Raw genomic sequence first — 19,760 nt, forward strand, 5'->3', positions numbered from 1 at the left:
TCGGTTCGAGCGTGGGGGAGGAGCCACGTGGGCGGTTCGGCAACGCGGCTGGGGGTCCCCCCTCTGGGGGAGTGCGTGCCAGGCGTCGCGCGCCCGGCCAGGGATATGACACAGGCTCTCATCCCGATGGCCTTTCCCATCGGCCCGTCACCCACGCCTCGATGAGATCCGGTGAGTCCCCCGATCCGGAACGCCCGTTGTCCAAGGTGAACGGACTCCATCTGTCGAGTCCGGTGAGCCGCTGCCCGGCGCCCCGGTGCTGACGGACCGGTGGTGGAATCCCCGTGACACGTCACCGGGCGTCCGTGACGCGGGTCAGTTCGTCAGGGTGATGCGCATGCCGACCGTGCCGTTCACACCGCGGCGCAGTCGGCTGCCGAGGAGCGTGAGGCGGCCGGTGATCCCGTACTTGCGGGCGATGAGCCGACGGTAGTGGGCGCTGGTCGCCTCGTCGCAGATCTCGGCGGTGGCGGGGACCTGCTCGCCGGTGGGCTTGCCGCGCAGGTCACAGGGGCCGACCAGGACGTCGGCGCGGGCGCGGACGCGCTTGACCTTCCAGGAGTCGGCGACCGTCCACACGCCCAGCGCGTCCCCGTCGCGGACGACCCAGACCGGCGTCGGCACGCCGGTGCCGTTCTTGCGGTAGCTGGTGATGAGCAGGTACTTGCCCGCTGCGAGCCGGTCCAGCGACGTGTCGTCCATGGCGGAAGTGTAGGCAGCGGGGTGGGGCGCCGGTCCGGGCGCCCCACCCCGGCCATGTCGGGCACCGTCCCGGCCGTGTCCGGCCCCCACCTCTGCCATGTGAGGCGCCCCGCCCCTGCAGTGTCAGTCGAGTGCCGCGGCCATCCGCCGTACCGCCTCCGTGATCAGCTCGGGCGACGTCGCCAGGTTCAGCCGTACGTGGCCCGCGCCGCCGGTCCCGAACGGGATCCCGGAGTTCAGCGCGACCCGGCCGCGGTGCAGGAAGACGTCCGCGGGGTCCTCGTCGAGGCCGAGGGCGCGGCAGTCGAGCCAGGCCAGGTAGGTGGCCTCACCTGGGCGGTAGGTGATCGCCGGGAGGTGTTCGGCCAGGAGGTCCGCGAGCAGGCGCCGGTTGTCGTCGAGGCCTGCCAGCAGGGCGTCGAGCCAGCCGGTGCCGTCGCGCAGGGCGGCGGTGTGGGCGATGACGCCGAGGTGGCTCGGACCGTGGCTGACCTCTTCGGGCAGGCGGGCCAGGTCGGCGGCGGCGGGTCCGGCGAGGGCGAGGGCCGCCTTGAGTCCGGCCAGGTTCCAGGCCTTCGACGCCGACATCAGCGACAGCCCGCTCTCGCCGCCCGGGACGCTCAGGTACGGCACGAACTCGGCGCCGCCGGCGGTGAGCGGTGCGTGGATCTCGTCGGCGACGACGCGCACGCCGTGGCGGTCGGCGAGGGCGGCCACGGCGGACAGCTCCGCCGCGGTGTGCACGGTGCCGGTCGGGTTGTGGGGACTGCACAGCAGGAAGGCGGCGCGCCGGCCGCTCCCGGTCACTCGGCGAAAGGTTTCGTCCAGGGTGTCGAGGTCGATGCGCAGGTCCGGGCCCAGCGGGGCTTCGACCACCCGCCGGTCCATGTGCTCGACGAACTGGTAGAACGGCGGATACACGGGTGAGTTCACCACCACCGGATCGCCCGGTCCGGTGACCAGCTTCAGCATCTCGACCACACCGAGCATCACGTCGGGCACGATCGCCGTCCGCGCCACGGCGAGCCCGTCCCAGCCCCACCTCTTCGCCGCGAACCCGGCGAGCGCCTCGGCGTATCCCGTGCCCGCCGGGTAGCCGGTGTCGCCGAGGGCGAGGGCGTCGGTGAGCGCACGGACGACCGGTTCGGCGAGCGGTACGTCCATCTCGGCCACCCACAGCGGCAGCACGTCGTCGGGGTAGGCGCGCCATTTCATGCTCGTACGACATCGCAGCCGGTCGAGGGTGAGGGCGCGAAAAGGATTTGGCTCACCGGACGTTTCGTGCGGGATCCTGGTCATGGGGCACAAGATAGGGGGCTGTGCGGTGGCCGGGAACGGCGAGGACGGGCAATGGCCGGTGACGGGCGGCGGATTCCTGGAAGTGGCCTGCGACGAGTCCGGGTCGGACGGTGAGAATCTGACCGGCGGGAACACCGATGTGTTCGCGCATGCCAGTGTGCGGCTGCCCGTGGAATCGGCCGCCGGTCATGTGCGGGAGATCCGGGACCGTATTCGTTCGCCCGCCGAGGAGTACAAGGCGAACCATCTGCTGCGGGAGAAACACCGGGCGGTGCTGGAATGGCTGCTCGCGCCGACCGGTCCGATCCATGGGAACGCCCGGGTGCATCTGATCGAGAAGGCCTACTTCGTCGTGGACCGGGCCGTCGACCTGCTGCTCGGCGACGGCAGCACGGCACTCGGCCTGTACCGGGCGGGGCGGCGGGATTTCGGCGAGGAGATCTGGCGGGAATTCCTGACGGCGGCCAACCAGTTGCTGCGGGTCAGGAACGACGGTGGGGCCCGGGAACCCGTCGAGGCATTCTTCCGCGCGGTGCGGGCGCTGCGGTGCGCGGACGGCCGCACGGACGTGGCCGGAACGCTGAATCTGCTCGCGGCGTCGCGGCCCCTCGCCGATTCCTATCGGGCACGGCTGCTGGACGGGCCGCCGCTCATTCCCGTCCTCAATCCCCTGCTGCCCGCCATCGTGAATACGGCCGCGCTGTGGAGTGCCGGAGGGCGGTCCGTGCGTCTCGTCCACGACCGGCAGAACATGCTGACGCCGGAACGCATCGCCTGGATCGGGGAAACGGCCCGACGGGCCGGTGTCGGCTTCGGCGGGCTGCGGCTGGTGCACTCGCGGCTCGATCCGCGGGTGCAACTCGCCGACTTCCTCGCGGGGATCGCCCGCAAGCTCGCCTCCGACGAACTGAACGGACGCGGCGATCCGGCGCTCACCGCGCTGTTGCGTCCGTATGTGGATCCGGCGTCCATCTGGGGCGACGAGCGCAGCTGGGCAGTGCTCGGGCGGGACCGGGCACAGGAGCAATCACCCGTGCGGTGAACACGGGCGGGCTTCGCCACGTATGGAGAGAGGGTGCTCAACTACGGGAGGGCCCCGCGGCGTTGACGCCGCGCTGTACTGGTTCGGGAGCCCTGCATGAGGCACGCACGACGACGTCTCGTCCGGCGAGTGACACGGCTGGCGGCCGTCGGCGGACTCCTCCTCGGAGGAACGATGGTCACACGCGCCGTGGCGAGCGAACCACCGGACGCCTCCGCCGTCCCGCGTACCTACGCGGCTTCGGCCGCCGACACCGGCAGCGACCTCGTCTCCAGTCTGGGCACGTCCCGTACGGCGGGCAGCTGGGTCAACTCCGACGGGAAGCCGGTCGTCGCGGTCACCGACGAGGCGGCGGCCGCCGAGGTGCGCCAGGCCGGTGCCGAGGCGAAGCTGGTCGACCACAGCATGGACGAGCTGAAGTCGGCGACGTCGACGCTGCGTTCGGCGCCCCGGGTGGCGGGCACCGCGTGGGTCATGGACTACCGGTCCAACGAGGTGGTCGTACGCGGTGACAGCACCGTCTCCGCCGCCGACTGGTCCCGGATGACGCGGGTCGCGGGCGACATCGGCGGCTTCGTGCGCATGGAGCGCACCGAGGGCACGTTCACGACGCGGCTGAACGGCGCGTTGCCGCTGCTGTCGACCGCCGGCCGCTGTTCGGCGGGCTTCAACGTCACCGACGGGCAGCGCGACTTCATCCTCACCGCCGGGCACTGCGGGCCGAACGGCTCGGTGTGGTTCGCCGACAACCGGGGCAACCAGCAGATCGGCCCGACGGTCCAGCAGAACTTCCCCGGCGGTGACTTCTCCCTCGTGGAGTACGCGAGCGGTGACGCGGGCGCCGGTGCCGACGTCGTGTCCATCGGCGACGGCAAGGGGGTGCGGATCACCGGCGCCGCTGATCCCGCCGTCGGACAGCGGGTGTTCCGCAGCGGCAGCACGAGCGGGCTGCGCGACGGCGAGGTGACCGCGGTCAACGCCACCGTCAACTACCCGGAGGGGACGGTCACGGGGCTGATCGAGACGAACGTGTGCGCCGAGCCCGGGGACAGCGGCGGTCCGATGTTCTCCGAGGGCATCGCGCTGGGGGTGACATCGGGCGGCAGCGGCGACTGCAACGCGGGCGGTACGACGTTCTTCCAGCCGGTGACCAAGGCGCTCGAAGCGCTGGACGTCAAGCTGCTCGTGGCGGCGCAGAACGGTTCGGGTCAGGGCGCCTCGCCGGCCCCGTCCGCGACGCAGAGCGCGGTCGCGCCCGGCGACGCCTCGCCCGGCTCGTCCGCATCGGTGAGCGGCACGGACGCCTCGACCCTGCTGTCCCGCCTCGCGGACCCCAAGAACGCCGGTCCCGGTCTGCTGGTCGTCGCGGGCAGCCTGGTCGCACTCGTGGCGACCCGGTTCATCCGGGCGGAACAGGACCGCAAGGCGTACCGGCGCTACTACTCGGCGACCTGGGGGTGACCGGGTCGGCCCGTCAGCCCAGGGTCAGCAGGACGGTGGCCGCCGCCGCGCCGATCAGCCCGATCGCGCGTCGCCCGGTGAGGGGTTCGTGGAGGAGCACGAACCCCAGGACCACGGGGAGCGCCGGGTAGAGGGAGGCGAGGACGACGGCGACGGCCAGCAACTGCCGCTGGGCGGCGAGCAGGTAGAGGATGAGTCCGAGCGCCGCTCCCGCTCCGATCAGCAGCGCCTGGGTCCGGCACCGCGCCGGCAGCCGCATCTCCCGTCCGTGCCGGACGGCGACCGGCAGCAGTGCCAGTACGGCGGCGACACGGCCCGCCGCGACCGGCCACAGCCCGCTCGCCGCCGCGGCCTGGCCGAGCGCGAGATACTGCACGGCCACACCGGCACTGGCCAGCAGACCGTCGGTGACACCGCGCGAGGCCACCGATCCGGGCAGGGCTCTCCGGTCGTCCGCGACGAGCCAGAGGGCGGGCACGGTGACCACGAAGCCGGCCCAGGCGACAGCCCCGGGCCGGTCACCGAGCAGCAGCACCCCGCACAGCACGGACAGGGCGACGGAGGTGACCGCGCTCACAGGCACGACGGTGCTCATGGCGCCCCGGCTCAGCCCGCGGTTGAGGAAGTGCATCGCCGCCCCGCTGCCGACGCCGGACAGGGCACCCCAGAGCAGATCGGTGGGGCGGACGGCCGGGGCGGGAACGAGGAATGCGGCCGCGGCGGCCAGGAGCAGGCCGCCGAGCTGGCCGAGGACGGTGACGGCGGCGAAGTGGGCGCGCCGGGACAGGATGCCGCCGGCGAAGTCAACGACGCCGTAGATGACGGCCGAGGTCAGAGCGAGAAAGGCACCCATCGGGACAGGAGTGCCCCGGCAGGGTTTTCCGATGCACGGTGAGGCGGGCCGAGGACGGTGTGCGGGGGTGGGCCGAGGCGAGCGCTCAGGCCGCCTTCTCCGGCTGCGGGGCCGCTGCGGCCCACTCCAGGACGAGGCGCTGGTACTCCTCGCGCTGCTCGACGCTCAGTGTCCCGCCCGACCGGCGCCACAGCGCGCGGATCTCCTCGTTGACCTCGTCAGCCGATCGCTCGGAGGCGAATGCAACAGTGGTGGACATGCTGTGAAGCATACGGCCGCAGAGGTGAAGACGCTGTGAGCAAGCACACTCAATGCGGACATACCGGACCGTGTTGCTGATCACGTCCATCTGTCCGCACGCGCGGCCGAGTTCAGGCATCCGCAGCTCCCAGCACGAGCACCTGGATCGCCAGCACCGCGGCGCCACGTGCCCAGTCGTGAAAGTCGGACACCTTGGTCTCCAGGTCGATCGGCGCCGCGAGCGGGTGCCGGTGGGCGCGGATGGTCTCCGTCACGGTCTTTCCGGCGACGCCCATGAGCCCCACCCCCTCTCCGGCCAGCAGGATCTTCTGCGGCAGCACGAAGTTGCCGATCTGGGCGACCAGGGTGCCGAGCGCGCGGGCCGCCTCCTCGACGACCCGGGCGGGCATCGCCTCACCCGCCGCGGCGAGCTCCAGGATCTCCTCGTACGTGCGGTCCCGGCCGGTGGCCGCCTGGACCTGGTAGCGGATGTTGGGGATGGTCAGCAGTGAGACGGCACTACCGCGCGCACCATCGGGGGTGAGCGGGCCGTTGGGGTTCACGATCCAGTGCCGCCCGAAACCGCGGTCCTCCTCGGCGTACGGCACCCGCCTGCCGCCCAGGACCAGGCCGTAGCCGATGCCGGCACCGATGGTGAGGACGACGAAACGGTCGAGGCCGCGGCCGGCGCCGAACCAGGTCTCCGCCTCGACGAAGGCGGCCACGTCGTTCTCCACGACGACCGGCAGCCCCGTGCGCTCCTCGACCAGCTCGGCGAGCGGGACGTCGCTCCAGTGCAGGAACGGGGACTCCCCGACCACGGCACGGTCCTCGACGAGGCCGCCTACACCGATGCCGATGCCGGCGAGTCGGGGGTGGTCGCCGGCGAGTTCCTCGGCCATCTCTCCCAGCAGGTCCGCGACTTCGGCCGGGTCGTGCGTGGCGAGGGGGCGGTCGTGGCGGGCGACGATCTCGCTCCTGAGGGTGGTCACGACGCCGTAGACCATGTCCTCGGTGATCTTGAACCCGACGAAGGAGCGGGACTCGGCGACGACGTCCAGCGGCTGGGAGGGGCGCCCCTGACGCACCTCCGCCGGAGCGCCCGCCTCCGGGACCTCGACGAGGAGGCCCGACTCGATCAGCGGCTTGGTCAGCCGGGTGAGGCTGCCCGCGGACAGATTGAGCCGCCGGGCGAGTTCGGTGCGCGACAGAGGGCCACCGAGGAGCACCTCGATCGCGACGGAGCGTTCACCGGGGCTGAGAGGAAGCCAGCTGGCGGCTACTGGGTTCATGGTCGTCAGGCTCCCACATGATCTTTCCCGCATGATTTCTTTCTCGGCAAAATCAACCAGGCCAGTCTATGACGGCCGGGCCCTGCAAGGAAGAAGTTGGCGCGCCTCTTGACGGCTGGATTCTTCCGCCACAAAAGTAAGTGGCCGAGGACGAGCCGCAGACGAGGGAGTCTCCCGATGACCATCGCCTCCAGCAGCCCTCCGTCGCGTCTGCCGCTGGGCGGCGCCGAGGGGGCAGGGACCAAGCAGCGGACACGGCGGGCTCCGACCCGCGAGAGCCAGGGAGACGGGCGGCTCGCCGCGGTGTTCATCGCACCGGCGCTGCTGGGCTTCGCCGTCTTCCTGCTCTGGCCGACTCTGCGGGGCATCTACCTGAGCTTCACCCGCTTCAACCTGCTCACACCGGCGGAGTGGGTGGGCCTGGACAACTACGTGCGGATGGTCAACGACCCGATCTTCTGGGACTCGCTGGTGGTAACCGTCGAGTACGTGGTCATCAACATCGGGGTGCAGACCGTGTCGGCGCTCGCCATCGCGGTGCTGCTGCAACGGCTGACGCAGTCGGCCGTGCTGCGCGGGATCGTGCTCACTCCGTACCTGATGTCCAACGTCGTCGCGGGCATCGTCTGGCTCTGGATCCTGGACACCCAGCTCGGCATAGGCAACGAGATCATCGCCGGGCTCGGTTTCGACCGGATCCCGTTCCTCGCGGACGAGACATGGGCGGTACCGACGATCGCCCTGATCAACGTGTGGCGGCACGTCGGATACACCGCGCTGCTGCTGTTCGCGGGACTCATGGCGATCCCGAAGGACATGTACGAGGCCGCGAAGGTGGACGGCGCGAGTGAGTGGCGGATGTTCTGGCGGATCACGATGCCGCTGCTCAGGCCGGTCCTGGCGGTCGTTCTGATCATGACGGTGATCGGTTCGTTCCAGGTGTTCGACACGGTCGCGGTGACGACCGCGGGCGGACCGGCGAACGCCACCAACGTCCTGCAGTACTACATCTACGGCGCCGCCTTCGGCCGCTTCCAGTTCGGGTACGCCTCGGCGATGTCGGTGGCCCTGCTGGTCGTCCTGAGCGCGATCACCGTCCTGCAGTACCGGCTCACCCGGGCCGGCCAGAGCGACCTCGGCTGAGGAAAGGAGCGACCGACATGGCTGCCGTGACAGCCGCACCGACGAAGGTGCCGAACGTTGGGCGCACGCAGCGCCGCAAGCTCTCCCCGGGCCGGATCGCGGCCTGGGCGGTGATGGCCGCCATCGTGCTCATCACGCTGCTGCCGTTCTACTGGATCCTGCGCACCGCGCTGTCCTCGAACACCGCGCTCGCCGCCCACCCCGGCGATGCGCTGCCGGTCGATCCGACGACCGGGGGCTTCGAGCGGGCCCTCGGCCTGCAGTCGACCGAGGAGGCGATCGCCCAGGGCGGCTCGGGCGGCGGGCTCAAGTTCTGGCGCTATCTGATCAACTCGGTGATCGTCTCGACGCTGGTGACCGTCTGCCAGATCTTCTTCTCGGCCATGGCGGCGTACGCCTTCGCCCGGCTGCGCTGGCGCGGTCGGGAGAAGGTGTTCGGGCTGTTCCTGGCGGGACTGATGGTGCCGACGATCTTCACGCTGCTGCCCAACTTCGTCCTGATCAAGCAACTCGGCCTGGTCGACAGCCTGTTGGGCGTCGCACTGCCGACGATGTTCATGACGCCGTTCGCGGTGTTCTTCCTGCGGCAGTTCTTCATGAACGTGCCCCGGGAGGTGGAGGAGGCCGCCCTGCTGGACGGGGCGGGAAAGATCCGGATCTTCTTCCGGGTGATGCTGCCGATGGCGTCCACCCCGATCCTCACCCTCGGGTTGCTGACATACATCACCGCCTGGAACGACTACTTCTGGCCGTTGATGGTGTCCTACAGCGACAGTTCGCGCGTGCTCACCGTGGCACTGGCCATCTTCCGGGCGCAGACCCCGCAGACCGGCTACGACTGGTCCGGCCTGATGGCGGCCACGCTGATCGCCGCCCTCCCGATGCTCGTGCTGTTCGCCTGCTTCGCGCGCCGCATCGTCAGCTCCATCAGCTTCACCGGGATCAAGTAAGGGGATGAGTATGCGAGTTCGTATGCGTACGATCCTGGCGCTGGCCGGAGCGCTGACGTTGTCCCTGGCCACCGGCTGCGCGCAGAGCGGTGCGGCCGGGTCGGGCGGGAACACGGTGACGTACTGGCTGTGGGACGCCAACCAGCTGCTGGCGTACCAGGCCTGTGCGAAGGGGTTCGAGAAGCAGAATCCGGGCCTGAAGGTGAAGATCACCCAGTTGGGCTGGGGCGACTACTGGACCAAGCTCACCGCGAGCTTCATCGCGGGCACCGAGCCGGACGTCTTCACCGACCACATCCAGACGTTCGGGCAGTTCGCCGATCTGCAGGTGCTCGAACCGCTGGACGACCTGGGCATCGACAACTCCGCCTACCAGGCGGGACTCGGCGCCAACTGGACGGGCGAGGACGGCCACCGCTACGGCGCGCCCAAGGACTGGGACACCGTCGCCCTCTTCTACAACCAGAAGATGGTGAAGGAGGCCGGGCTCACCGCGCAGGAGCTCAACACCCTCTCCTGGAACCCCAAGGACGGCGGCACCTTCGAGAAGGCCATCGCGCACCTGACCGTCGACAAGAACGGCAGGCGCGGTGACGAGGCGGGCTTCGACAAGAACAACGTCAGCGTGTACGGGATGGCCACGGGCGGCGCCGGCGACGCCGACGGGCAGACCACGTGGAGCCCGTTCGTCGCCTCGGCGGGCTGGCACTACACGGACAAGGCGCGCTGGGGCACCAAGTACCAGTACGACAGCGAGACGTTCCAGTCGGTGGTCGACTGGTACTTCGGCCTGGCGAAGAAGGGCTATCTCGCGCCCTTCACCGACTACACCGACGGCGCCAACCCGGCCAACGCCCAGGTCGCCTCCGGCAAGGCGGCCACCGCCTTCGACGGCGCCTGGATGATCTCCACCTACTACGGCACCAAGGGCCTGGAGGTGGGCACCGCACCCACGCCGATCGGCCCGACCGGCAAGCGGGCCACCATGATGAACGGCCTCGCCGACTCCATCACCAAGAACGCCCGCAACAAGGAGGGCGCGAAGAAATGGGTGCGGTACCTGGCCTCGAACGAGTGCCAGAAGACCGTCGGCGGCTACGGCATCGTCTTCCCCGCCACCCCTGACGGCACGGACGCGGCGGTGGCCGCGTACGAGAAGAAGGGGATAGACGTGTCCGCCTTCACCGAACCGGTCACCGACAAGAAGGACTCCACGACCTTCTCCTTCCCGATCACCGACTACGCGGCGGACGTGTACTCCCTGATGCGCCCCGCGATGCAGGACGTCTACGCCAACGACGCCCCGGTGAGCGGCCTGACCAAGACCAACGACCAGATCAACCTCGTCCTCGGCCAGTGAAAGGCATACATTTCATGACGTTCTCCCTCGGCATCGTCGGCGCCGGCCAGTTCTCGGGCCAGTTCGCCACGCTGTTCCAGGCTCACCCCGGTGTCGGCGACGTGTACGTCACCGATCTGCTGCCCGAGCGGGCCGAGCAGCTCGCCGACGCACAGGGACTGGCCGGTACGTTCCCGTCGTACGAGGCCATGCTGGAGTCGAAGGCCGTCGACGCGGTCGCCATCTTCACCCAGCGCTGGACGCACGGCCCGCTGGTGCTCCAGGGCCTGAACGCCGGCAAGCACGTCTACTCCGCGGTCCCCATGGCGATCACCACGCAGGAGATCGCGGCGATCATCGACGCGGTGAAGGCGACCGGTCTGACGTACATGATGGGCGAGACCAGCCAGTACAACCCGGCGACGGTGCACGCCCGCAACCAGATCGCCGAGGGCGCCTTCGGGCGGCTCTTCTACGCCGAGGGCGACTACGTCCACGACATGGACCTGGGGTTCTACGAGGCGTACCAGTACAGCGGCGGCGAGAACTGGAAGGCGACCGCCTCCTATCCGCCGCTGCTGTACCCGACGCATTCGGTGGGCGGGGTGCTCGGGGCCTGGCAGACGCACGCCGTGAGCGTGTCGGCGATCGGTGTCGTCGACGACCGGGGCGACGGTGTCTTCGACAGGTCGGTCAGCCAGTTCGACAACGACGTGTCCAACGCGACCGCGCTGTTCGAGGTCGCCGGTGGCGGCTCGTTCCGTACGAACGAGTTCCGGCGGGTCGGATACCCCTCCCACATACGGGAGTCGCGATTCCGGTTCTTCGGCACCGAGGCGAGCATGGAGCAGCTCGCCACGGTGGCGATGTGGCAGGACAAGAACGGTGTGAAGGACATCAGCGAGCTGCTGGAACCCAAGCCCACCATGTCTCCTGACGATCCGTCACTCCAGCACATCGCGCCGGAGCTGCGGGCCGCGTTCACCTCGGGTTCGGCACCGGTGCACGACCGCTCCCGGCTGCCGAGGGAGTTCGACAACCTGCACAACGGCCACGAGGGCAGCCACCACTTCCTGGTCGACGACTTCGTGACCGCGGTCAACACCCGCACCCTGCCGTCCGTGAACGCGTGGGTGGCGGCCCGCTACACCCTGCCGGGCATCGTGGCGCACGACTCCGCGCAGCAGGGCGGGGTCAGGCTGGAGATCCCGGACTTCGGGGACGCGCCCGAGGCGTGACGTTTCCCCCGTTGTCTCGCGAGCCGGGTGCCCGCATCTGTCAGGTGCCCGGCTTGCGGCCGTACACGTAGACGTCGTCGCCGTTCTTCAGCAGCGACCAGTACTTCTTCGCGTCGGTCTTGGTCATGTTGACGCAGCCGTGCGAGCCCGGCGGGTTCCACATGCTGACGCCGACCGAGTGGAAGGCCTGGCCGCCGTCGAAGAACTGGGCGTAGGGCATGGGCACGTCGTAGATGCTCGACACGTGGTCGATGTTGCGCCAGTAGATCTTCTTCAGGCCGGTGCGCGTCTCGTAGCCGTTGCGGCCGGTGCGGACCGGTACGGGGCCGTAGACCAGCTTGTTTCCGTCCTGGATCCAGCTCAGCTGGAGCGTGAGGTTCACACAGGCGATGCGGCCCTTGTTGACAGGGCACTTGCCGTCTTTGTTGGGGTTGGTGCCGACGGCTTTCTGCTTGTTCATGAGGTCCATCACGCCCCAGGTGACGGGCCCCGCGTAGCCGGCGTTCGGGCTGATGCCGTGCTTGGTCTGGAAGGCCTGGATGGCCTTGCAGTCGGCGGCGGACTGCTTGCCGTCGACCGGTCGGCCGAGGAACTTCTCGACCTGCCTCTGATACGGGCCGGTCTGGGTCGTGCAGCTCGGGGCCGCCTGCGCCGGCGCGGCGGCGAGCGTGAGCGTGAGCGGTGCGACGAGTCCGCCGGTGATGCCGAGTGCGACGGCGCGCCGTCTGCGTATGTCCCCCATGGCCGGGCCCTTCCTGTTACGTGCGGCTCTGGACTTCTGCCTGGTAGACCGGCGGGTGGGGGTCTCGGTTGTGGCCCGGTCCGGGCTGTGACCAAACGGTGAAATTTCGCCGGGCGGGAGGGCGTGGCCGACGCGGCCCACTCGATGTGACGGACGCCTCAGGCGTCGCCAGGGTGGCGGATCGCTGCCCGGAACCCGGTGTTCACCGCGGTGAGGCCGCCGTCGACGGTGAGCGTCGTGCCGGTGATCCAGGCCGCGTCGCGGGACGCCAGGAAGGCGACAGCGGCGGCGATGTCCTCCGGCTCGCCGACCCGGCCGAGGGGGTACAGCGCGCGGACCGCGTCGAGATCCGCGTCCCGTCCCTCCCAGGCGGAGGTGCGCACCGTGCCCGGCGCCACCAGGTTGACGCGGACTCCCCGGGCGGCCGCGTGGCCGGCGAGGGTACGGGTGAGGGAGCCGAGGCCGGCCTTGGCCGCGCTGTAGGCGTGGTTGCCGAAGTCCTGGAGGCCGTTGACGGAGCCGATGTTCACGATGGCGCCGTGGCCGGTGGCGGCCAGGTGCGGGAGCACGGCGCGGCAGCAGCGGTAGGTGCCGGTCAGGGTGATGTCGAGGTCGCGGGCCCATGCGTCGTCCGGGCCGTCCTCGAAGAGCGAGGTGTCGGGGGTGCAGGAGGCCGCGCTGTTGACCAGGACGTCGAGCGAGCCGAAGACCTCCACGGCGTGGGCGACGGCCGCCTCGACGGAGTCGCGGTCGGCGACATCGCACGCCAGCGCCTCGGCCCGGAGCCCTCGTCCCCGTAGCTCCGCCGCTGTCCTCTCGGCCTCGGGTGCGTCCCTGTCGGTCACCAGGACACGCGCGCCCTCCTCGGCGAGACGACGTGCGGTGGCGGCGCCGATGCCGCGGGCCGCGCCGGTGATCAGAACTCCGTAACCCGCGAAGCGCGTTGTGTCCGTCATGGGCGGAACCGTAGTACCGAGACGATCACCCGGGCGGACAGCGTTCGTTCATGTCGGTGTTCAGGCAGCGGCGGCTCGTCGTGTACGCCGACTACGCGCGGTCGGTGAAGAAGACGGTCACGGTGGCCTACCGGGTCGCCGCCAGGAACGGCCACGGGACCCACCCGCACCCCCTCACCTCCGAGGAGGCCCGGCCGCTGCCGGCCGAGGCGAACAACGAGCGGGATCCCTCGGGTGAGGCGCTGATCATGCTGGGGAGCGTCGCCGTGGTGGAGAAGGCACGGGCCTGGGTGGTGACGGTGATGGAGATGGAGCGGTTCGTCCACGACGGCGGTCAGGACCGGGAGGCCTGGCAGGCGCTGCTGGAGCGGCAGCGCGCCGGGCGTGAGGGCTACTACACGGCGGTGCGCGAGGACCTCGGCCTCCCGGCGGGCCACTCCGCGCGCCGGCCGATCCGCGCGGCCGATCCGGTGCCGCCTCAGCGGTAACCCGTGGTGTCCGCCGGCTTCCCCGCGTCCTGGACCTCGACGAGATACCGCCAGGCGTCGGGGCGGCTGCCGTCGAGGTCCGTGAAGCCGTAGACCCGCGCGAGCTGCCCGGCGGAGAGGGACTCGCCGTTCCAGCGGGCCACGCCGGGGTCGGCGGCGAGGGCGGCGACGGCGCGGCCCACATAGCGCGGGGTCTCGGAGATGGCGAAGTGCGGGACGCGTTCGAGGGCGTCGCGCCAGTTGTCCTCCCGCACTCCGAACGCCTCGAGCATCATCTCCGAGCGCAGCCAGCCCGGGGTCAGCGCGACGGCGGTGGCTCCGCGTGGTCCGAGTTCGTGGCCGAGGGAGAAGGCCATGCGCAGGACTGACGCCTTGGCGAGGTCGTAGAAGAAGGAGTTGCGGTAGTGGTCGCGGTTGTACTCCGCGGTGCCGTCGGTCATCTCCACCACCAGTCCCCCGGGTCGGCGCAGGAGCAGAGGCAGGGCGTGGTGGTTGGTGATCGCGTGTGTCTCGACCGCGAGCCGCAGCAGCCTCAGGCCCTTGTCGAGGTCGTGCTCCCAGACGGGACTGTCCCAGGCGAAGAGCTTCTCGCCGCCCCAGATGTCGTTGACGAGGATGTCGAGGCTGCCCTGTTCGTCCGCGATGCGGCCCACGAGGGTGCGGACCTGTGCCGGGTCGAGATGGTCCGTGGGTACGGCGATGCCCTGGCCGCCGGCCTCGGTGACCAGGTCGGCGGTGTCCTCGATCGTCTCGGGGCGGTCGTACTCGGAGCGGCGGGTGCGTGTGCTGCGTCCCGTCACATAGACGGTGGCTCCGGCTGCCCCGAGCTCCACGGCGATGCCGCGTCCGGCTCCCCGCGTCGCCCCGGCGACCAGCGCGACCTTGTCCTTCAGCGGCTGTGACATGTCCGGCCTCCCGACCCTGTGCGAGCGATGTCGCTATCGAGGGTGCCGGGTAAGCCGGACATCTTCTGTCGTGTATGACGGGCGGCTTCGGCCTTTCAGGGGAGGCTCACCCGGCCGGGCGCAGCTTCGCGTCGAGCGCGTCGTACGTCGGCACGAACCAGATGTGGCCGCCGTTGTTGGTCTCGTGGACGAAGTCGCGCAGTGCGGTGCTCTCGGCGATGTGAGGGGAGATGTCACCGACCACCGCGAGGCGCACCCGGTAGTTGGCGAACTTCTGCATGACCGCGCCCGCGACACCCGACCGCAGCCGGAAGAACTCGTCGGGAACCCTCTCCACCGGCACCGCGACCAACCCCGCATCCTGCCCGAACGCGTCGCCGATCAGTTCGAGCGCCGCGCTCTCGCCGTCCAGGGGCGGACCCTCGGGAGCGCAGCGCAGGAGGCGTACGTCATGCAGGGTCACGAGTGTGTTGGTGGTCATGGGGCGTGAGCCTATGGCCGCCCATCGGTCCCCGACCACGGGTTTTCCGGCCTCAGTGACCGCGGTCGATCCACTCCTGCAGGTGCGGCGCCTCCGCGCCGATGGTGGTCGCGTCGCCGTGGCCGGTGAGGACCTTGGTCTCCGGCGGGAGGGTGAGCAGGCGGGTGCGGATCGAGTCGACGATCGTCGGGAAGTGGGAGTAGGAGCGGCCCGTGGCGCCGGGGCCGCCCTGGAAGAGGGTGTCGCCGGTGAAGACGACGCCCAGGCCGGGGTCGTGCAGGCACACCGCGCCGGGCGCGTGGCCCGGAGTGTGCAGGACGGTCAGGTCGGCTCCCGCGCCTTCGATGATCTGCCCGTCCACGAGATGGGCGTCGGGGTCGCGGCCTGGATGGGTCTGCTTCCACAGCGGCAGGTCGTCGGGGTGGAGCCAGATGATGGCGCCGGTGCGATCGGCGAGTTCGGGCGCGGCGTCGATGTGATCGTTGTGGGCGTGGGTGCAGACGATCGCGGTGAGGCGCCGGTCGCCGACGGCCTCGGCGATGGCGTCGGCGTCATGGGCGGCGTCGATGACGATCACCTCGTGGTCGTCGCCTACGAGCCAGACGTTGTTGTCGACGTCCCAGGTGCCGCCGTCGAGGCTGAACTGCCCGGAGGTGACGAGGCGTTCGATGCGGGCGGCCATCACAGCATCACCACCGAGCGCAGGACGTCGCCGTGGTGCATCCGCTCGAAGGCCTTCTCCACCTCGTCGAGTTGGATGGTCTCGGTGACGAACGCCGCCAGGTCCAGGCGGCCCTGCAGGTGCAGGTCGATCAGCATCGGGAAGTCGCGGGAGGGCAGGCAGTCGCCGTACCAGGAGGACTTCAGGGCGCCGCCGCGGCCGAAGACGTCCAGCAGCGGCAGTTCCAGCTTCCATGGCGCGGGCCGTTTCCAGCTTGCGGTCGTCGATGTCGACGGCGATGATCCTCGCCGCACCGGCCAGGCGTGACCCGGCGATCGCCGCGTCGCCGACTCCGCCGCAGCCGATCACCGCGACGCTGTCACCCCGCCCGACGTTGCCCGTGTTGATCGCCGCGCCGATCCCGGCCATCACGCCGCAGCCGAGCAGACCCGCGACCTGCGGCGCGACCGACGCGTCCACCTTGGTGCACTGCCCGGCGGCCACCAGCGTCTTCTCCGCGAACGCGCCGATACCCAGCGCCGGGGACAACTCCTGCCCGCTCGAGGCGAGGGTCATCTTCTGCTTGGCGTTGTGCGTGTCGAAGCAGTACCACGGCCGGCCCCGCAGACAGGCCCGGCACTGACCGCACACCGCACGCCAGTTGAGGATCACGAAATCTCCGGGCTCGACATCGGTGACGCCCTCCCCCACCGACTCCACGACACCGGCCGCCTCGTGCCCCAGCAGGAACGGGAAGTCGTCGTTGATGCCGCCCTGCTTGTAGTGCAGGTCGGTGTGGCACACGCCGCACGCCTGCACCTGGACCACGGCCTCGCCCGGCCCCGGGTCGGGCACCACGACCGTCTCCACCCGCACCGGCTCGTCCTTTCCCGGTGCGATCACCCCGCGAACTTCCTGCGCCATGGTGCTTCACCCTTCCTCGGCGGCTCTGCGTCCACCACCGACCCTAGATGTGACTGATCGGTAAAGGGGCGGGACAGGCGCCTTCACATCGCCTTCCGGCCATGCCGCCCGAATACCCCCGGGGGTACCTCTGCTATCTTGGCCATATACCCCCGGGGGTAATGCGTCCGAGGGGTTGCACGCGGACACAGAGACGAGGAGAGGAGCACTGCCGTGTACTTCGTCGACACCATCGATGTGCCGGGGCTGGGCAACCGCAGCTATCTGGCGGGTGGTGCGCACAGCGCCGTGGTGGTCGATCCGCCCCGGGACATCGACCGGGTGATCGCGGCCGCCGCCCGGCGGGGCGTGCGCATCACGCAGGTCGCCGAGACCCATGTCCACAACGACTACGTGACCGGCGGCCTGGAGCTGGCCCGGATCACCGGTGCCGCCTATCTCGTGCCGGCCGCGGCACGGGTCGGGTACGAGCGGGTACCGGTCGCCGACGGGGACCGCACGCCGATCGCGGACGGCCTGGCGCTGCGTGCCCTGGCCACCCCCGGGCACACCCCGCACCACACCTCGTACGTCCTGGAGGAGTCCGGGCGGGCGGTGGCCGTCTTCACCGGCGGTTCCCTGCTGATCGGCACGGTGGGGCGGCCCGATCTGGTCGAACCGCGGCTGACGGGGCGGCTGGCGCGGGCGCAGTACGACTCCGCGCACCGGCTGGCCGCCGAGTTGCCGGACGAGACGGCGGTGCTGCCGACGCACGGCTTCGGCAGCTTCTGCTCCGCGACGCAGGCGGCGGGCGGTGCGGCGACGACCATCGGGCGTGAGCGTGCCGTCAACGACGCCCTGGTGAAGGACGTGGACGCGTTCGTCGCGGACCTGCTCGCCGGGCTGGACGACATCCCCGCGTACTACGCGCACATGGGTCCGGCGAATGCGCAGGGCCCGGCGCCGGTGGACCTGACCCCGCCGCGCCGTGCCGACGCCGAGGAGATCGCGGCGCGGCTGGCCGCCGGTGAGTGGGTGGTGGATCTGCGCAACCGGGTCGCGTTCGCCGAGGGGCATGTCGCCGGGTCGCTCAACTTCGAGGCGGAGGGGCAGCTCGCTACGTATCTGGCCTGGCTGCTGCCGTGGGGCAAGCCGGTCACGCTGCTCGCCGAGAGCCCGGCCCAACTGTCCGATGCCCAGCGGGAACTGGTCCGGGTCGGCATCGACCGTCCGGCCGCCGCCTCGACCGGCTCCCCCGCCGACTGGACACGGCCGGGCGAGCACCCGCGCTCCTTCCCGCGCGGCACCTTCGGCGACCTGGCCACTGCCCGACGGGCCGCCCCGGACGGTGTCGTGATCCTGGACGTGCGGCGCGACTCCGAGCGCGACGCCGGTCACATCAGGGGCTCGGTGCACATTCCGCTGCACCGGCTGCGCGACCGTCTCGCGGAAATACCGGACGGCGCCGTGTGGGTGCACTGCGCCGGCGGAATGCGGGCCGCCATCGCCGCCTCGCTGCTCGACGCGGCGGGACGGGACGTGGTCGCCGTGGACGACGGGTTCGCGGCGGCACACGACGCCGGGCTCCCCATGGCGCGCATCACCGCGGCCGAGGCGCATGAGCGGGCGGGCGCGGACGCCGTTCTCGTCGATGTGCGCGAGCCCGACGAATGGGCCACGGGGCACGCTCCGGGCGCCGTACTCGCGCCCCTGTCGTCGCTGACGTCGGGTGAGCTGCTCCCGCCGGCCGCGCAGGGACGCCCGGTCGTCGCGATCTGCCGCTCCGGCAGGCGCTCCCGGGAGGCCGCGGCCCTGCTCGCGGCACGCGGCACGGATGTCGTGGACGTCATCGGAGGGATGCAGGCCTGGGCCGAGGCGGGGCTTCCGGTGGTGGCGGAGTCGGGGGCGTCCTGTAGTACCCCCGGCCACCCCCGGTGAGCGCCCTGGTCCTCGGTCTGCTCGCCGGTGCCGTCACCGGGCTCGCGCTCGGGGCGCTGGGAGGCGGCGGCAGCGTGCTGGCCGTCCCCGCGTTGATGTATCTGCTGGGCTTCACGCCGGCCGCGGCCGCCACGGCGAGTCTGGTCGTCGTCACCGTCACCTCCGTGACCGCGCTCGGCGTGCACGCCCGTGAGGGCACGGTGCAGTGGCGCGCAGGGGCGTTGTTCGCGGCGGCGGGCCTGGTGCCCGCGGCGGTCGGCGGGGCCGTGTCGGCGTGGCTGCCTCCCGGGCTGCTCACGGGGGCGTTCGCGGTGATCGCCGCTGGCGCCGCGCTGCGCATGCTCCGGCCGTCGGCCGCCGTACGGCACGACGACGTGCCGGTGCGTGCCGGTCGGGTCGTTCAGGCCGGAGCGGGACTCGGTGCGGTGACCGGGCTGCTCGGAGTGGGCGGTGGCTTCCTCGCCGTACCGGCGCTGGTGAACGTGGTGGGGCTGCGCATGCGGCCCGCCGTGGGCACGAGTCTGCTGGTCATCACCGTCAACTCGCTGGTCGCGCTGGCGGCTCGGGCGGGTTCGGTCGCGCCGGTGGACTGGACCGCCGTCGCGCCGTTCGTGGCGGCCGCGGTGCTCGGCGCGTGGGACGGCAAGCGGCTTGCCGGCAAGGTCTCCGGAGGCACGCTTCAGCGGATCTTCGCGTACGTGCTGCTCGCGGTGGCGCTGTTCATGCTGGCCGACGCCGTCGTATGAACTCCGGGGTCATGACGCCCAGGCCGGTGACCCGCACGCCCGTGGCACCTAGGCCAGCGACAGGAACAGCTTCTCCAGTCGTGCCTTCATCTGCTCCGTCGTCTCGCCGCTGCGTTCGCCCTTCTCGGCGTCGGTGAGGCACTGCTGCAGCCCGGTCGCGATGATCGCGAAGCCGGCCCGGTCCAGGGCCCGGGAGGCGGCGGCGAGCTGAGTGACGACGTCCTCGCAGTCGCGGCCCTCCTCGATCATCTTGATCACTCCGGAGATCTGACCCTGCGCCCGGCGCAGGCGGTTCAGCACCGACTTGAGCTCATCGCCCTCGAACTGCAGCTCCACGATCACTCCTCCATATACCCTTGGGGGTATTTTACCTCCTCCCCC

At 70.7% G+C, this 19,760-nt stretch carries 19 protein-coding genes and 3 pseudogenes; 10 read left to right on the forward strand and 12 right to left on the reverse strand.

Annotated elements, in window-relative coordinates:
- Positions 1-315 precede the first annotated feature (315 nt).
- Positions 316-702 (reverse strand): PPOX class F420-dependent oxidoreductase, encoded by a 387-nt coding sequence (locus tag IF78_RS0141820; protein ID WP_031487942.1) that lies wholly within the window; start codon positions 700-702, stop codon positions 316-318.
- 123 nt (positions 703-825) lie between these two features.
- Positions 826-2,001, reverse strand: coding sequence for a MalY/PatB family protein (locus IF78_RS0141825; protein ID WP_031487941.1), 1,176 nt, complete (start codon positions 1,999-2,001; stop codon positions 826-828).
- A 25-nt stretch (positions 2,002-2,026) separates the two neighbouring features.
- Between IF78_RS0141825 and IF78_RS0141830 the strand changes: the two genes are divergently transcribed.
- Positions 2,027-3,043, forward strand: a complete 1,017-nt coding sequence (locus tag IF78_RS0141830) for a DUF3800 domain-containing protein (RefSeq protein ID WP_031487940.1) — start codon at positions 2,027-2,029, stop codon at positions 3,041-3,043.
- A gap of 96 nt (positions 3,044-3,139) precedes the next feature.
- Positions 3,140-4,504: a S1 family peptidase gene (locus IF78_RS0141835; protein ID WP_031487939.1), complete on the forward strand. Its 1,365-nt coding sequence runs from the start codon at positions 3,140-3,142 to the stop codon at positions 4,502-4,504.
- A 13-nt stretch (positions 4,505-4,517) separates the two neighbouring features.
- Here IF78_RS0141835 and IF78_RS0141840 read toward each other — a convergent pair whose 3' ends face one another.
- The 3 genes from IF78_RS0141840 to IF78_RS0141850 form a co-directional block, all read right to left on the reverse strand.
- Positions 4,518-5,357, reverse strand: a complete 840-nt coding sequence (locus IF78_RS0141840; RefSeq protein ID WP_031487938.1) for an EamA family transporter — start codon at positions 5,355-5,357, stop codon at positions 4,518-4,520.
- Positions 5,358-5,442: 85 nt separating this feature from the next.
- On the reverse strand, positions 5,443-5,628 hold the full coding sequence (locus IF78_RS0141845) for a hypothetical protein (protein WP_031487937.1): 186 nt from the start codon (positions 5,626-5,628) through the stop codon (positions 5,443-5,445).
- Between the two features lie 100 nt (positions 5,629-5,728).
- Positions 5,729-6,889, reverse strand: a complete 1,161-nt coding sequence (locus IF78_RS0141850) for an ROK family transcriptional regulator (protein ID WP_031487936.1) — start codon at positions 6,887-6,889, stop codon at positions 5,729-5,731.
- A 177-nt stretch (positions 6,890-7,066) separates the two neighbouring features.
- Here IF78_RS0141850 and IF78_RS0141855 point away from each other — a divergent pair, with 177 nt between their 5' ends.
- From IF78_RS0141855 to IF78_RS0141870, 4 genes are read left to right on the forward strand one after another with little or no spacing between them, the layout of a single operon-like run.
- Entirely contained in the window at positions 7,067-8,032 is a 966-nt protein-coding gene (locus IF78_RS0141855; protein ID WP_031487935.1) for a carbohydrate ABC transporter permease, read from the forward strand.
- 17 nt (positions 8,033-8,049) lie between these two features.
- On the forward strand, positions 8,050-8,982 hold the full coding sequence (locus tag IF78_RS0141860; protein ID WP_031487934.1) for a carbohydrate ABC transporter permease: 933 nt from the start codon (positions 8,050-8,052) through the stop codon (positions 8,980-8,982).
- A gap of 22 nt (positions 8,983-9,004) precedes the next feature.
- Entirely contained in the window at positions 9,005-10,342 is a 1,338-nt protein-coding gene (locus tag IF78_RS0141865) for an ABC transporter substrate-binding protein (RefSeq protein WP_234440012.1), read from the forward strand.
- Positions 10,343-10,356: 14 nt separating this feature from the next.
- Complete coding sequence (locus IF78_RS0141870; RefSeq protein ID WP_031487932.1) at positions 10,357-11,559, forward strand: Gfo/Idh/MocA family protein; 1,203 nt, start codon at positions 10,357-10,359, stop codon at positions 11,557-11,559.
- Between the two features lie 40 nt (positions 11,560-11,599).
- Here IF78_RS0141870 and IF78_RS0141875 read toward each other — a convergent pair whose 3' ends face one another.
- Together IF78_RS0141875 and IF78_RS0141880 are read right to left on the reverse strand one after the other, a co-directional pair.
- Positions 11,600-12,301, reverse strand: coding sequence for a L,D-transpeptidase family protein (locus tag IF78_RS0141875; protein ID WP_031487931.1), 702 nt, complete (start codon positions 12,299-12,301; stop codon positions 11,600-11,602).
- A 158-nt stretch (positions 12,302-12,459) separates the two neighbouring features.
- On the reverse strand, positions 12,460-13,257 hold the full coding sequence (locus IF78_RS0141880) for an SDR family NAD(P)-dependent oxidoreductase (protein WP_031487930.1): 798 nt from the start codon (positions 13,255-13,257) through the stop codon (positions 12,460-12,462).
- Positions 13,258-13,307: 50 nt separating this feature from the next.
- On the opposite strand from IF78_RS0141880, the gene IF78_RS0141885 reads away from it, so the two are divergent.
- On the forward strand, positions 13,308-13,745 hold the full coding sequence (locus IF78_RS0141885; protein ID WP_199921477.1) for a hypothetical protein: 438 nt from the start codon (positions 13,308-13,310) through the stop codon (positions 13,743-13,745).
- On the opposite strand, the gene IF78_RS0141890 is transcribed toward IF78_RS0141885, so the two are convergent.
- The 4 genes and pseudogenes from IF78_RS0141890 to IF78_RS44590 all read right to left on the reverse strand — a co-directional run bounded on the left by IF78_RS0141890 (position 13,736) and on the right by IF78_RS44590 (position 16,716).
- A complete protein-coding gene (locus tag IF78_RS0141890) occupies positions 13,736-14,650 on the reverse strand; it encodes an SDR family oxidoreductase (RefSeq protein WP_031487928.1) in 915 nt (304 codons plus the stop codon). The genes IF78_RS0141885 and IF78_RS0141890 overlap by 10 nt on opposite strands.
- Before the next feature lie 106 nt (positions 14,651-14,756).
- Positions 14,757-15,131, reverse strand: coding sequence for a DUF4180 domain-containing protein (locus IF78_RS0141895; protein WP_031487927.1), 375 nt, complete (start codon positions 15,129-15,131; stop codon positions 14,757-14,759).
- Positions 15,132-15,183: 52 nt separating this feature from the next.
- A complete protein-coding gene (locus IF78_RS0141900) occupies positions 15,184-15,813 on the reverse strand; it encodes an MBL fold metallo-hydrolase (RefSeq protein ID WP_031487926.1) in 630 nt (209 codons plus the stop codon).
- Positions 15,813-16,716: pseudogene (locus tag IF78_RS44590) on the reverse strand (alcohol dehydrogenase catalytic domain-containing protein). The gene IF78_RS0141900 and the pseudogene IF78_RS44590 overlap by 1 nt, the downstream one beginning before the upstream one ends.
- 213 nt (positions 16,717-16,929) lie before the next feature.
- Here IF78_RS44590 and IF78_RS0141910 point away from each other — a divergent pair.
- From IF78_RS0141910 to IF78_RS0141915, 3 genes and pseudogenes are all read left to right on the forward strand, one after another.
- Positions 16,930-18,286 (forward strand): annotated as a pseudogene (locus IF78_RS0141910) (MBL fold metallo-hydrolase); the annotation flags it as partial.
- 23 nt (positions 18,287-18,309) lie between these two features.
- Positions 18,310-18,633: pseudogene (locus tag IF78_RS50225) on the forward strand (rhodanese-like domain-containing protein); the annotation flags it as partial.
- On the forward strand, positions 18,630-19,379 hold the full coding sequence (locus tag IF78_RS0141915; RefSeq protein ID WP_031487923.1) for a sulfite exporter TauE/SafE family protein: 750 nt from the start codon (positions 18,630-18,632) through the stop codon (positions 19,377-19,379). The pseudogene IF78_RS50225 and the gene IF78_RS0141915, both read left to right, overlap by 4 nt.
- Before the next feature lie 48 nt (positions 19,380-19,427).
- Here the strand turns inward: IF78_RS0141915 and IF78_RS0141920 are convergent, their stop codons facing one another.
- Entirely contained in the window at positions 19,428-19,715 is a 288-nt protein-coding gene (locus IF78_RS0141920; RefSeq protein WP_031487922.1) for a metal-sensitive transcriptional regulator, read from the reverse strand.
- Between the last annotated feature and the right edge of the window lie 45 nt (positions 19,716-19,760).

This window comes from Streptomyces bicolor (genome assembly GCF_000719285.1).
GTDB classification, from domain to species: Bacteria; Actinomycetota; Actinomycetes; order Streptomycetales; family Streptomycetaceae; genus Streptomyces; species Streptomyces bicolor.

Excerpts from the sequence above, each read along its gene's own strand:
- IF78_RS0141820 (WP_031487942.1), bottom strand. The coding sequence starts at position 702 with ATGGACGACACGTCGCTGGACCGGCTCGCAGCGGGCAAGTACCTGCTC.
- IF78_RS0141825 (WP_031487941.1), bottom strand. The coding sequence starts at position 2,001 with ATGACCAGGATCCCGCACGAAACGTCCGGTGAGCCAAATCCTTTTCGC.
- IF78_RS0141835 (WP_031487939.1), top strand. The coding sequence starts at position 3,140 with ATGAGGCACGCACGACGACGTCTCGTCCGGCGAGTGACACGGCTGGCG.
- IF78_RS0141840 (WP_031487938.1), bottom strand. The coding sequence starts at position 5,357 with ATGGGTGCCTTTCTCGCTCTGACCTCGGCCGTCATCTACGGCGTCGTT.
- IF78_RS0141845 (WP_031487937.1), bottom strand. The coding sequence starts at position 5,628 with ATGCTTCACAGCATGTCCACCACTGTTGCATTCGCCTCCGAGCGATCG.
- IF78_RS0141850 (WP_031487936.1), bottom strand. The coding sequence starts at position 6,889 with ATGAACCCAGTAGCCGCCAGCTGGCTTCCTCTCAGCCCCGGTGAACGC.
- IF78_RS0141855 (WP_031487935.1), top strand. The coding sequence starts at position 7,067 with ATGACCATCGCCTCCAGCAGCCCTCCGTCGCGTCTGCCGCTGGGCGGC.
- IF78_RS0141860 (WP_031487934.1), top strand. The coding sequence starts at position 8,050 with ATGGCTGCCGTGACAGCCGCACCGACGAAGGTGCCGAACGTTGGGCGC.
- IF78_RS0141865 (WP_234440012.1), top strand. The coding sequence starts at position 9,005 with ATGCGTACGATCCTGGCGCTGGCCGGAGCGCTGACGTTGTCCCTGGCC.
- IF78_RS0141870 (WP_031487932.1), top strand. The coding sequence starts at position 10,357 with ATGACGTTCTCCCTCGGCATCGTCGGCGCCGGCCAGTTCTCGGGCCAG.
- IF78_RS0141875 (WP_031487931.1), bottom strand. The coding sequence starts at position 12,301 with ATGGGGGACATACGCAGACGGCGCGCCGTCGCACTCGGCATCACCGGC.
- IF78_RS0141880 (WP_031487930.1), bottom strand. The coding sequence starts at position 13,257 with ATGACGGACACAACGCGCTTCGCGGGTTACGGAGTTCTGATCACCGGC.
- IF78_RS0141885 (WP_199921477.1), top strand. The coding sequence starts at position 13,308 with ATGTCGGTGTTCAGGCAGCGGCGGCTCGTCGTGTACGCCGACTACGCG.
- IF78_RS0141890 (WP_031487928.1), bottom strand. The coding sequence starts at position 14,650 with ATGTCACAGCCGCTGAAGGACAAGGTCGCGCTGGTCGCCGGGGCGACG.
- IF78_RS0141895 (WP_031487927.1), bottom strand. The coding sequence starts at position 15,131 with ATGACCACCAACACACTCGTGACCCTGCATGACGTACGCCTCCTGCGC.
- IF78_RS0141900 (WP_031487926.1), bottom strand. The coding sequence starts at position 15,813 with ATGGCCGCCCGCATCGAACGCCTCGTCACCTCCGGGCAGTTCAGCCTC.